Annotated in this window: 9 protein-coding genes; all 9 read right to left on the bottom strand. The window is 52.1% G+C overall.

Going from position 1 to position 13,546, the window contains the following annotated elements; all coding sequences use genetic code 11:
- Positions 1-86: 86 nt before the first annotated feature.
- Positions 87-4,310: a DNA-directed RNA polymerase subunit beta' gene (gene rpoC, locus OGV80_RS06485; protein ID WP_043018017.1), complete on the bottom strand. Its 4,224-nt coding sequence runs from the start codon at positions 4,308-4,310 to the stop codon at positions 87-89.
- Between the two features lie 76 nt (positions 4,311-4,386).
- Positions 4,387-8,415: a DNA-directed RNA polymerase subunit beta gene (gene rpoB / locus OGV80_RS06480; protein WP_003033111.1), complete on the bottom strand. Its 4,029-nt coding sequence runs from the start codon at positions 8,413-8,415 to the stop codon at positions 4,387-4,389.
- Positions 8,416-8,735: 320 nt separating this feature from the next.
- The gene (gene rplL / locus OGV80_RS06475; protein ID WP_000028882.1) at positions 8,736-9,101 is read right to left on the bottom strand and encodes a 50S ribosomal protein L7/L12; all 366 of its coding nucleotides are present in this window, start codon (positions 9,099-9,101) and stop codon (positions 8,736-8,738) included.
- A 66-nt stretch (positions 9,102-9,167) separates the two neighbouring features.
- The gene (gene rplJ / locus OGV80_RS06470; protein ID WP_005132895.1) at positions 9,168-9,665 is read right to left on the bottom strand and encodes a 50S ribosomal protein L10; all 498 of its coding nucleotides are present in this window, start codon (positions 9,663-9,665) and stop codon (positions 9,168-9,170) included.
- 414 nt (positions 9,666-10,079) lie between these two features.
- On the bottom strand, positions 10,080-10,787 hold the full coding sequence (gene rplA, locus OGV80_RS06465) for a 50S ribosomal protein L1 (RefSeq protein ID WP_016155300.1): 708 nt from the start codon (positions 10,785-10,787) through the stop codon (positions 10,080-10,082).
- Positions 10,788-10,790: 3 nt separating this feature from the next.
- On the bottom strand, positions 10,791-11,219 hold the full coding sequence (gene rplK, locus OGV80_RS06460) for a 50S ribosomal protein L11 (protein ID WP_003033122.1): 429 nt from the start codon (positions 11,217-11,219) through the stop codon (positions 10,791-10,793).
- A gap of 155 nt (positions 11,220-11,374) precedes the next feature.
- Positions 11,375-11,920 (bottom strand): transcription termination/antitermination protein NusG, encoded by a 546-nt coding sequence (nusG, locus tag OGV80_RS06455; RefSeq protein ID WP_003033125.1) that lies wholly within the window; start codon positions 11,918-11,920, stop codon positions 11,375-11,377.
- 1 nt (position 11,921) lies between these two features.
- Positions 11,922-12,305: a preprotein translocase subunit SecE gene (gene secE, locus OGV80_RS06450; protein ID WP_003033128.1), complete on the bottom strand. Its 384-nt coding sequence runs from the start codon at positions 12,303-12,305 to the stop codon at positions 11,922-11,924.
- Between the two features lie 230 nt (positions 12,306-12,535).
- A partial coding sequence (tuf, locus tag OGV80_RS06445; protein ID WP_286514208.1) for an elongation factor Tu occupies positions 12,536-13,546 on the bottom strand: 1,011 nt, incomplete at its 5' end.

Genomic DNA, 13,546 nt, shown 5'->3' with positions numbered 1-13,546 from the left:
AGGCCCGACAAGCACATCGCCATCAGGCATAACATAGACATAAAAAAACCCGCCGAAGCGGGTTTTTTTATTATGGTCAGCAACGATTAATCGTTGTCAGAACCGCCCAGGCCTGCATTCAGCAGTTCTGCCAGGCTGGCAGACGCATCTTCAGCAGTCACCTGCGGAGCAGCCGGCAGTTCGCCCGCTGCGCGACGGCGCATACGATCCTGGTGGTACGCATAACCGGTACCTGCCGGGATCAGACGACCCACGATTACGTTCTCTTTCAGACCGCGCAGTTCATCACGTTTACCTGCAACAGCGGCTTCGGTCAGGACACGCGTGGTTTCCTGGAACGATGCTGCAGAGATGAAGGACTCGGTTGCCAGAGACGCTTTGGTGATACCCAGCAGATCGCGGGAGAACGTTGCACCCACTTTGCCGTTCGCTTCCAGATCGCGGTTGGCAATCTTGACGCGGGAGTATTCAACCTGCTCGCCTTCCAGGAAGTCGGAGCTACCAGCGTTTTCGATGGTGGCTTTACGCAGCATCTGACGAACGATAACTTCGATGTGTTTATCGTTAATCTTAACGCCCTGCAGACGGTATACGTCCTGAACTTCGTTAACAATGTAACGAGTTACAGCATGCACACCACGCAAACGCAGGATGTCGTGCGGCGCTTCCGGACCGTCGGAAACAACGTCACCACGTTCTACACGTTCACCTTCGAACACGTTGAGCTGACGCCATTTCGGAATCATCTCTTCGTATGGTTCGCTACCGTCTACCGGGGTGATAACCAGACGACGTTTACCTTTGGTCTCTTTACCGAAGGAAATGATGCCGCTGATTTCAGCCAGGATTGCCGGCTCTTTCGGACGACGTGCTTCGAACAGGTCCGCAACGCGCGGCAGACCACCGGTGATATCCTTGGTACCGCCTGATTCCTGCGGAACACGCGCCAGGGTGTCACCAGAGCTGATCTGTACGCCATCTTCCAGCTGAACAATTGCTTTACCCGGCAGGAAGTACTGAGCAGGCATATCGGTGCCTGGGATCAGAACGTCGTTGCCCTGAGCATCAACAATTTTCAGTGCCGGACGCAGGTCTTTACCACCCGCAGTACGCTCTGCAGAATCCAGAACCACCAGAGAAGACAGACCGGTCAGCTCGTCGGTCTGACGAGTAATGGTCTGGCCGTCGATCATGTCAGTGAAGCGGACGAAACCACTCACTTCGGTGATAACCGGCATGGTGTGCGGATCCCAGTTCGCTACGGTTTCGCCGCCAGCAACCTGTTCGCCATCACCTTTCGCCATAACGGAGCCGTAAGGCACTTTATAGCTTTCTTTGGTACGACCGAATTCGTCGATCAGTTTCAGTTCGGTGTTACGTGAGGTGATAACCAGTTTACCGCTGGAGTTCACAACCGACTTCGCATTGCTCAGACGGATGCTACCTTTGTTTTTCACCTGGATGCTGGATTCAGCAGCCGCACGAGATGCCGCACCACCGATGTGGAACGTACGCATCGTCAGCTGTGTACCCGGTTCACCGATGGACTGTGCCGCGATAACGCCGATTGCTTCACCTTTGTTGATGATGTGGCCACGCGCCAGGTCACGACCGTAGCAGTGCGCACATACACCAAAGTCGGTGTCACAGGATACAACGGAACGGACTTTAACGGAGTCAACGGAGTTCTCTTCCAGCAGGTCACACCACTGTTCATGCAGCAGCGTGTTGCGTGGAACCAGAATATCCGCGGTGCCCGGCTTCAGAACGTCTTCAGCAGTCACACGACCCAATACGCGATCGCGCAGCGGTTCTTTAACGTCACCACCCTCGATAACCGGGGTCATGGTGATGCCTTCCAGAGTGCCACAATCGTCTTCAGTCACCACCAGATCCTGCGCGACGTCAACCAGACGACGAGTCAGATAACCGGAGTTCGCTGTTTTCAGTGCGGTATCCGCCAGACCTTTACGCGCACCGTGAGTAGAGATGAAGTACTGGAGTACGTTCAGACCTTCACGGAAGTTCGCGGTGATCGGCGTTTCGATGATGGAGCCATCTGGCTTCGCCATCAGACCACGCATACCGGCCAACTGACGAATCTGTGCTGCGGAACCACGCGCACCGGAGTCGGCCATCATGTAGATGCTGTTGAAGGAAACCTGCTGCTCTTCTACGCCGTCACGGTTAATAACGGTTTCAGTTTGCAGGTTATCCATCATCGCTTTGGATACACGATCGTTCGCCGCAGCCCAGATATCGATAACTTTGTTATAGCGTTCGCCTGCGGTTACCAGACCAGACTGGAACTGCTCCTGGATCTCAGCAACTTCAGCTTCTGCTTCAGAGATGATCTCGTGTTTCTTCTCTGGGATGACCATGTCATCAATACCAACAGATGCACCTGAACGCGCTGCATAAGCAAAGCCGGTGTACATTGTCTGGTCAGCGAAGATAACGGTCGGCTTCAGGCCCAGAATGCGGTAACAGGTGTTCAGCATTTTGGAGATTGCTTTCTTGCCCAGCGCCTGGTTGACGATGGAGAAAGGCAGACCTTTCGGTACGATCATCCACAGAATGGCGCGACCAACGGTCGTGTCTTTCAGGCTGGTGTGCGCAACGAATTCGCCGTTTTCATCTTTTTCATATTCAGTGATACGCACTTTAACGCGCGCATGCAGAGAGGCCAGACCTGCGCGATAGATACGCTCAGCTTCTTTCGGGCCAGTCAGCACCATGCCTTCGCCTTTGGCGTTAACACAGTCACGGGTCATGTAGTACAGACCCAATACAACGTCCTGAGACGGAACGATGATAGGTTCGCCGTTCGCCGGAGACAGGATGTTGTTGGTAGACATCATCAGCGCACGCGCTTCGAGCTGGGCTTCCAGCGTCAGCGGTACGTGAACAGCCATCTGGTCACCATCGAAGTCGGCGTTATATGCCGCACAAACCAGCGGGTGAAGCTGGATAGCTTTACCTTCGATCAGTACTGGTTCAAATGCCTGGATACCCAGACGGTGCAGTGTTGGTGCACGGTTCAGCAGTACCGGGTGTTCGCGGATAACTTCGTCCAGGATATCCCAAACGACAGCTTCTTCACGCTCAACCATTTTCTTAGCGGCTTTGATGGTGGTGGCGAGGCCACGCAGTTCCAGCTTGCCGTAGATGAACGGTTTGAACAGTTCCAGTGCCATTTTCTTCGGCAGACCGCACTGATGCAGACGCAGGTATGGACCTACGGTGATTACAGAACGACCGGAGTAGTCAACACGCTTACCGAGCAGGTTCTGACGGAAACGACCCTGTTTACCTTTGATCATGTCGGCCAAAGATTTCAGAGGACGTTTGTTAGAACCGGTGATCGCACGACCGCGACGACCGTTATCCAGCAGGGCGTCAACCGCTTCCTGCAGCATACGTTTTTCGTTGCGTACGATGATGTCCGGCGCAGCCAGATCCAACAGACGTTTCAGACGGTTGTTACGGTTGATAACGCGACGATACAGATCGTTCAGATCCGATGTTGCGAAACGACCACCATCCAGCGGAACCAGCGGACGCAGATCTGGCGGCAGAACCGGCAGAACGGTCAGGATCATCCACTCTGGCTTGTTGCCAGACTGTACGAAGGCTTCCAGCAGTTTGATACGCTTGGTCAGCTTCTTACGCTTGGTTTCGGAGTTGGTTTCGTTCAGCTCTTCGCGCAGAGTTTCACACTCTTGCTCCAGATCCATGCTCTTCAGCAGGGCCTGAATGGCTTCCGCACCCATCTTCGCGTCGAATTCGTCACCGAACTCTTCCAGCGCGTCCAGATACTGCTCTTCAGTCAGGATCTGTTGACGTTCCAGGTTAGTCATACCGCCTTCGATAACAACATAAGATTCGAAGTACAGTACACGTTCGATATCGCGCAGCGGCATATCGAGCAGCAAACCGATACGGGACGGCAGAGATTTCAGGAACCAGATGTGAGCGGTCGGAGACGCCAGCTCGATGTGGCCCATACGCTCACGGCGTACTTTGGTCTGGGTCACTTCAACGCCGCACTTCTCACAGATCACACCACGGTGTTTCAGGCGCTTGTACTTACCGCACAGGCACTCATAGTCTTTTACCGGCCCAAAGATACGGGCGCAGAAAAGGCCGTCACGTTCAGGTTTGAACGTACGGTAGTTGATGGTTTCCGGCTTCTTAACTTCACCGAAAGACCATGAACGGATCATGTCTGGCGAAGCCAGAGCAATTTTGATCGCATCAAACTCTTCGGTTTTAGTCTGCGCTTTCAGAAACTTTAATAAATCTTTCACGGATTTGCTCCCGTCGGAGTTAGCACAATCTGGCGCTGGCTGTTACGCCAGCACCAGTGACCTGTTTGATCGAGAGTTACTCGTCTTCCAGCTCGATGTTGATACCCAGCGAACGAATCTCTTTCAACAGTACGTTGAAGGATTCTGGCATGCCTGGTTCCATCTGATGGTTGCCGTCCACGATGTTTTTATACATCTTAGTACGACCGTTCACGTCATCAGACTTAACGGTGAGCATTTCCTGCAGGGTGTATGCCGCGCCGTATGCTTCAAGCGCCCATACTTCCATCTCCCCGAAGCGCTGACCACCGAACTGCGCCTTACCACCCAGCGGCTGCTGAGTAACCAGGCTGTAAGAACCGGTAGAACGCGCATGCATCTTGTCATCAACCAGGTGGTTCAGTTTCAGCATGTACATGTAGCCAACGGTAACCTGGCGCTCGAACTGCTCACCGGTACGACCGTCGAACAGTGTGATCTGACCGGAAGTCGGCAGGCCACCCAGCTGTAACAGTTCCTTGATTTCAGACTCTTTCGCACCGTCGAATACCGGCGTTGCGATCGGCATACCTTTTTTCAGGTTTTCAGCCAGACGCAGAACTTCTTCATCGCTGAAGGTATTCAGGTCAACTTTCTGACGAACATCTGAACCCAGATCGTAAGCACGCTGGATGAATTCGCGCAGTTTCGCGACTTCTTGCTGCTGTTTCAGCATGGCGTTGATCTTATCGCCGATACCTTTAGCAGCCATACCCAGGTGGGTTTCAAGGATCTGACCGATGTTCATACGCGATGGTACGCCCAGCGGGTTCAGAACGATATCTACCGGCGTACCGTTAGCATCGTGTGGCATATCTTCGATCGGGTTGATCTTAGAGATTACACCCTTGTTACCGTGACGACCTGCCATCTTATCACCAGGCTGGATCCGACGTTTAACCGCCAGATAAACCTTAACAATCTTCAGCACACCCGGTGCCAGATCGTCGCCCTGAGTGATTTTACGGCGTTTCGCTTCGAGTTTTTTCTCGAACTCGTGTTTCAGTTCGTCGTACTGCTCAGCCAGTTGTTCCAGCTGATTCTGTTTCTCTTCGTCGGTCAGGCCGAGTTCTAACCAGCGGTCACGCGGCAGTTTGTCGAGCTTCTCAGCTTCAACACCACCGGAAACCAGCACAGCGTAGATACGGCTGAACAGGCCAGCTTCGAGGATCTGCAGTTCTTCAGACAGGTCTTTTTTCGCCTGCTTCAGCTGCATCTCTTCGATTTCCAGCGCACGTTTGTCTTTTTCTACGCCATCGCGAGTAAAGACCTGAACGTCGATAATCGTACCGGAAACACCGTTTGGCACGCGCAGAGAAGAGTCTTTAACGTCAGACGCTTTCTCACCGAAGATCGCACGCAGCAGCTTCTCTTCTGGCGTCAGTTGGGTTTCACCTTTCGGCGTTACCTTACCAACCAGAATGTCGCCACCGGTCACTTCCGCACCGATATAAACGATACCGGATTCATCCAGTTTGGAGAGCGCAGCTTCACCCACGTTCGGGATGTCAGCGGTGATCTCTTCTGGCCCCAGCTTGGTGTCACGGGACACACATGCCAGTTCCTGAATGTGGATGGTGGTGAAACGATCTTCCTGGACAACACGCTCGGATACGAGGATGGAGTCTTCGAAGTTGTAACCATTCCATGGCATGAATGCCACGCGCATGTTCTGACCCAGCGCCAGTTCACCGAGGTCGGTGGACGGACCGTCAGCCAGCACATCACCACGTTCAACCGGCTCGCCCAGAGATACGCAAGGCATCTGGTTGATACAGGTGTTCTGGTTAGAACGGGTGTATTTGGTCAGGTTATAGATGTCTATACCCGCTTCGCCCGGATACATCTCGTCTTCGTTAACTTTGATAACGATACGGGATGCGTCAACGTACTGTACGGTACCGCCACGTTTAGCAACTGCAGTAACACCGGAGTCAACGGCAACAGCACGTTCCATACCGGTACCAACCAGCGGCTTATCAGCACGCAGAGTCGGAACCGCCTGACGTTGCATGTTCGCACCCATCAATGCACGGTTGGCGTCATCGTGTTCCAGGAACGGGATCAGGGACGCACCGACGGATACCACCTGCTGGGTGGATACGTCCATGTAGTCAACCTGGTCACGGCTGAACAAGCTGGATTCGCCTTTGCTACGGCAGGTAACCAAATCTTCTACAAAGTGGCCTTCGTCATCCAGGTTGGAGTTCGCCTGAGCGATAACGTAGTTGCCTTCTTCGATAGCAGACAGGTAATGAATTTCGTCAGTTACAACACCGTCGGTCACTTTACGGTACGGAGTCTCGAGGAAGCCGTATTCGTTAGTCTGGGCGTACACGGACAGGGAGTTGATCAGACCGATGTTCGGACCTTCAGGCGTTTCGATTGGACATACGCGACCGTAGTGAGTCGGGTGTACGTCTCGAACTTCGAAGCCTGCGCGCTCACGGGTCAGACCGCCCGGGCCGAGTGCAGAGATACGACGTTTGTGCGTAATCTCAGACAGCGGGTTGTTCTGGTCCATAAACTGAGACAGCTGGCTGGAACCAAAGAACTCTTTCACTGCTGCAGAAATCGGCTTGGCGTTGATCATATCCTGAGGCATCAGGGTATCCAGATCGCCCAGAGACAGACGCTCTTTCACCGCACGCTCAACACGTACCAGGCCAACGCGGAACTGGTTTTCCGCCATTTCGCCTACGGAACGGATACGACGGTTGCCGAGGTGGTCGATATCATCGACTTCGCCCTTACCGTTACGGATATCGATGAGCTTCTTCATCACTTCGATGATGTCGTCTTTGCTCAGGATACCGGAACCTTCGATTTCGTCGCGCAGCAGAGAACGGTTGAACTTCATACGACCAACCGCAGACAGGTCATAGCGGTCTTCGGAGAAGAACAGGTTCTCGAACAGGCTTTCAGCAGCTTCACGAGTCGGCGGCTCACCAGGGCGCATCATGCGGTAGATTTCTACCAGCGCGCTCAGACGATCGTTGGTTGGGTCGACGCGTACAGTTTCTGAAATGTACGGACCGTGGTCCAGATCGTTAGTGAACAACGTTTCGATACGCTTGTGACCAGACTGGCTCAGCTTAGCCAGCAGATCCAGGCTCAGCTCCATGTTAGCTGCGCAGATCAGCTCGCCGGTAGATTCGTCAACGTAGTCTTTAGCCGCAACTTTGCCAGCAATGTATTCAACCGGAACTTCGATATGTTTGATATCGTCTTTTTCCAGTTGGCGAATGTGGCGCGCAGTGATGCGACGGCCTTTTTCGACGTAGACTTTGCCGTTAGCTTCAATGTCAAAGGAGGCGGTTTCACCACGCAGGCGTTCCGGCACCAGTTCCATCTGCAGCTTGTTGTCACGAATTTCGAAAACAACTTTCTCAAAGAACAGGTCAAGGATCTGCTCAGTGGTGTAGTTCAGCGCACGCAGAATAATGGTCGCAGGCAGTTTGCGGCGACGGTCAATACGTACGAACAGGTTGTCCTTCGGATCGAATTCGAAGTCCAGCCAGGAACCACGGTAAGGAATGATGCGCGCGTTATACAGCACTTTACCCGAAGAGTGGGTTTTACCTTTGTCGGAGTCAAAGAAGACGCCAGGACTACGGTGCAGCTGAGAAACGATAACACGCTCAGTACCGTTGATAACAAAGGTACCGTTGTCGGTCATGAGCGGAATTTCGCCCATGTAGACTTCTTGTTCTTTAATGTCTTTTACGGTGCCTTCCGGCGCTTCGCGCTCGTAGATCACCAGACGCAGTTTTACGCGCAGCGGTGCGGAATAGGTCACGCCACGGATCTGACATTCCTGAACGTCAAACACCGGTTCGCCAAGACGGTAGCTGACGTATTGCAGCTCGGAATTACCGCTGTAGCTCTGAATCGGGAAAACGGAACGGAAAGCTGCTTCCAGACCATACTGCCCTTCAGGATCTTGCTCGATGAACTTCTGAAACGAGTCAAGCTGGATAGAAAGGAGATAAGGTATGTCCAACACTTGTGGACGTTTACCAAAATCCTTACGAATACGTTTTTTCTCGGTATAGGAGTAAACCATTAGGGTTCCTCAGCTCGCTGACAAGTCGACCCATCTGTCCGACGAAGGGACAGTTTGTGCAACACTATTTTGTTGACCGGAAAATCGAATACTTTCCGCAATGCCTGTTGCTATCACGCTTAAACCATTTCATTGCGATTTACACAGAACTGACGCTCTGTCGCAGTATATTAAGACGTCGATAGAAACAAGCATTGAAAGGCACAGCAGTAGTCAAACAGTGTGAAATGCTACTGGCGCCTTACAGCGCAAAAAGGCTGGTGACTAAAAAGTCACCAGCCATCAGCCTAATTTCTTAGGCTGCAACCAGAAAAGTTGGCTTATTTAACTTCAACTTCAGCGCCAGCTTCTTCCAGAGATTTTTTCAGTGCTTCTGCGTCGTCTTTGCTCACGCCTTCTTTCAGCGCAGCCGGTGCAGATTCTACCAGGTCTTTAGCTTCTTTCAGACCCAGGCCAGTTGCGCCACGTACTGCTTTGATAACAGCAACTTTGTTAGCGCCAGCAGCTTTCAGAATTACGTCGAATTCAGTTTTTTCTTCAGCAGCTTCAGCCGGGCCTGCAGCTACAGCTACAGCAGCAGCAGCAGAAACACCGAATTTTTCTTCCATTGCAGAAATCAGTTCTACAACGTCCATTACGGACATAGCGGATACTGCTTCAATGATTTGATCTTTAGTGATAGACATTTAAATTGTTCCTGAAAATCAGAATAAGTTTATACGTAAGCAGATGCTTGAGAAAGATAACTGCGATTAAGCAGCTTCTTTCGCATCGCGTACAGCAGCCAGAGTACGAACCAGTTTGCCAGCCGAAGCTTCTTTCATGGTTGCCATCAGGCGTGCAATTGCTTCTTCGTAGGTCGGCAGAGTTGCCAGGCGATCGATATTCGATGCCGTAATCAACTCACCTTCAAAGGCTGCGGCTTTGACCTCAAATTTTGCATTCGCTTTCGCGAACTCTTTGAACAGACGAGCAGCAGCGCCCGGGTGTTCCATAGAGTATGCAATCAGGGTCGGACCAACAAACGTGTCTTTCAGGCACTCGAACTGAGTACCTTCAACGACGCGGCGCAGCAGGGTGTTACGAACAACACGCATGTATACGCCAGCTTCACGACCTGCTTTACGCAGTTCAGTCATTTTATCTACAGTTACGCCACGGGAATCCGCAACTACTGCAGACAGCGCGCCTTTGGCTACTTCGCTGACTTCAGCAACAATCGCTTGTTTGTCTTGAAGATTTAAAGCCATTAGCTTTGCTCCTGGATGTTTGCCGGAACTCATGTTCCGGAACTCACTTCACTCCCCCCAACGGAGAGAGCGTCTAAATACGGTGAGCAGAAACAAGCCAGAGTATCAGAAATAATCTTAGCGTTCTGTCACCGTCTACGCAGGGCATTAAGTTTCTTACGAAACACCTGCGGTCTTCGACGGAGGCCTGGATAGGCCAGGCTCCAACGAACAAATCTTGTCTATCTGTCGCTATTCAATCTGTGCCGGCGTTGACTGCCTTCGTTCACACCAGCCACATAGTTGACTATGCTCTCGGCGATTCACTCAGTTGTCGCCTTGCCACAGCCTGAATATCTCGGATATACGTCTGCAATTAGCAGAAACGTGGGGGTAAGATTGTAGACAAAATCACCGCCCACGTAAAGGCGAATATTAGTTCGCCACAGTCGCAGTCAGACCGGACTGATCAACGGCAACACCAGCACCCATGGTGGTGGAGATGCTAACTTTCTTGATGTACACGCCTTTTGCCTGAGTCGGTTTTGCTTTTTTCAGCGCAACCAGCAGAGCTTCCAGGTTTTCTTTCAGTTTGTCAGCGTCAAAATCCACTTTACCGATGGTGGTGTGGATGATGCCGTTTTTGTCGTTACGGTAACGAACCTGACCAGCTTTAGCGTTCTTAACTGCTTCAGCAACGTTAGGAGTTACAGTACCAACTTTCGGGTTTGGCATCAGGCCGCGCGGACCCAGAACCTGACCCAGCTGGCCAACAACGCGCATTGCATCCGGGGAAGCAATAACAACGTCAAAGTTCATTTCGCCTTTCTTGATCTGTTCAGCCAGATCTTCCATACCTACCAGCTCAGCGCCTGCAGCTTTAGCAGCTTCAGCGTTTGCGCCCTGGGTAAATACGGCTACGCGAACGGAACGGCCAGTACCGTGCGGCAGTACAGTTGCACCACGTACGTTCTGGTCAGATTTACGAGCGTCGATGCCGAGGTTAACAGCAACGTCCACGCTTTCTACGAATTTAGCAGTGGCCAGCTCTTTCAGCAGAGCAATAGCTTCGTTGATGTCGTACTGCTTAGTAGCATCAACTTTGTCACGGATCACGGACATGCGCTTGGTCAGTTTAGCCATTTCTTAGTCCTCCACTACCAGGCCCATGGAACGTGCAGTACCTTCAATGGAGCGAGTCATCGCTTCAATGTCGGAACCAGTCATGTCGGCAGCTTTGGTCTGCGCGATTTCCTGCAGCTGAGCGCGGGAAATTTTACCCACTTTGTCTTTGTTCGGCTTGCCGGAACCAGACTTGATACCAGCCGCTTTCTTCAGCAGAACTGCTGCCGGAGGCGTTTTGGTAACGAAAGTGAAAGAACGGTCAGCGTAAACGGTGATAACAACCGGGATCGGCAGACCTTTTTCCATGGAATCAGTTTTAGCGTTGAACGCTTTGCAGAATTCCATGATGTTCACGCCTTGTTGACCCAGTGCTGGACCTACCGGCGGACTCGGGTTAGCCATACCAGCTGCAACCTGCAGCTTGACATAGGCTTGGACTTTCTTAGCCATTCTAAATTCCTCTGATTGGGTTATAGCGCCTCAAGGAGGCTCCCCGTGATTAAATTCGTTTTACGGACAGGATCCATAAAAACAAAAGGCGCGAAATTGTATTCCAATCTCGCGCCTTGTGCAACGATTAAATCGTCGCTTTTTTGATCGGCGTATTAGGCTTTTTCAACCTGAGCGAAGTCCAGTTCAACCGGAGTCGCACGACCGAAGATAGATACGGAAACTTTCAGACGAGACTTCTCGTAGTCCACTTCTTCAACCACGCCATTAAAGTCAGCGAACGGACCGTCGCTAACGCGAACCATTTCACCTGGCTCAAACATCGTTTTCGGACGCGGCTTATCGCCAACCTGCTGCAGACGGTTCATGATCGCATCAACTTCTTTGTCGCTGATCGGCGCCGGACGGTCAGAAGTACCGCCGATAAAGCCCATCACACGCGGCACGCTACGCACCAGGTGCCAGCTTGCGTCATTCATCACCATCTGGACCAGTACATAGCCCGGGAAGAATTTACGTTCGCTCTTGCGACGCTGGCCACCACGGATTTCGACCACTTCTTCAGTCGGAACCATGACTTCGCCAAACAGCTCTTCCATATTTTGTAACTTGATATATTCGCGCAGCGACGTGGCTACGCGGCCTTCAAAACCGGAAAACGCCTGAACGACGTACCAGCGCTTTTTAGGGGCTTCAGACATCTTAGAACCTCAGGCCAGTGATAAAGGATACCAGGCGAACCAGAATACCATCCAGTCCCCACAGGATCAGTGACATTACTGCGGTAACCGCAGCCACAATTAATGTGGTGTGCAATGTTTCCTGGCGAGTTGGCCAAATGACCTTACGGACTTCGGTTCTCGCTTCACGGGCAAAAGCAACGGTCGCTTTACCTTTTGTTGTCAACAGCGCGACACCACCCGCTGCGGCAATCAGAATCACTACGGCCAGCGCACGCAGCGGCAGCATCATGTCACGATAGAGGTAGTTGCCAACGATAGCTACAAGCAGCAATACAGCGACAACAACCCACTTCATCGCTTCCAGGCCGCGCCCGCTTCCTTGAGCTTCGGTATTCGCACTCATAAACCAACCTGTCAGAAGTATTCTACAAACATTTTCACCCCGCGTAAGCGAGGCAATCCAAACCGAAATGCTCTGGTGCGTTTCGGACTAAACGCCCTCTTCAGAGCCTGTCTCAGCAATGATTATGACAAAAAAAATCACTGATGAGCCAGGTTCTGGTGTGAAAGCGTGCAAAAAGGGCATCAAATGATGCCCTTTTATTGCGCATTGCGTCAAATGTTATTCGGCAATTAGCTCATTACTTTGGCAACAACGCCCGCACCAACAGTACGGCCGCCTTCACGGATTGCGAAACGCAGACCGTCGTCCATCGCGATTGGGTGGATCAGGGTAACAACCATTTTGATGTTGTCGCCCGGCATTACCATCTCAACGCCTTCCGGCAGTTCGATGGTACCAGTCACGTCAGTAGTACGGAAGTAGAACTGCGGACGGTAGCCTTTGAAGAACGGAGTATGACGGCCGCCTTCGTCTTTGGACAGAATGTACACTTCAGATTCGAACTTGGTGTGCGGCTTGATAGAGCCCGGCTTAGCCAGTACCTGACCACGTTCGATTTCTTCACGTTTGATACCACGCAGCAGAACACCAACGTTCTCACCAGCACGGCCTTCGTCCAGCAGTTTGCGGAACATTTCAACGCCGGTACAAGTAGACTTAGCAGTGTCCTTGATACCAACGATTTCAACTTCTTCACCAACTTTGATGATACCGCGCTCTACACGACCGGTAACAACGGTACCACGACCGGAGATGGAGAATACGTCTTCGATAGGCAGCAGGAACGGCTTGTCAATCGCACGCTCTGGTTCTGGGATGTAAGAATCCAGGAAGCCAGCCAGTTCGATGATTTTCGCTTCCCACTCTGCTTCGCCTTCCAGCGCTTTCAGAGCAGAACCACGAACGATCGGAGTGTCGTCGCCCGGGAAATCGTACTGAGACAGAAGTTCACGAACTTCCATTTCTACCAGTTCCAGCAGCTCTTCGTCATCAACCATGTCGCATTTGTTCAGGAACACGATGATGTACGGAACGCCTACCTGACGACCCAGCAGGATGTGCTCACGAGTCTGCGGCATCGGGCCGTCAGTCGCAGCAACAACCAGGATCGCGCCGTCCATCTGCGCAGCACCGGTGATCATGTTTTTAACATAGTCGGCGTGGCCCGGGCAGTCTACGTGTGCGTAGTGGCGAGTCGGGGTGTCATATTCAACGTGAGAAGTGTTGATGGTGATACCACG

It is taken from the genome of Citrobacter sp. Ce119, from assembly GCF_030334525.1.
Lineage (GTDB): Bacteria > Pseudomonadota > Gammaproteobacteria > Enterobacterales > Enterobacteriaceae > Citrobacter > Citrobacter europaeus.
The sequence above is the reverse complement of the archived record's forward strand: the minus strand, read 5'-3'. Positions and strand labels throughout refer to the sequence as shown.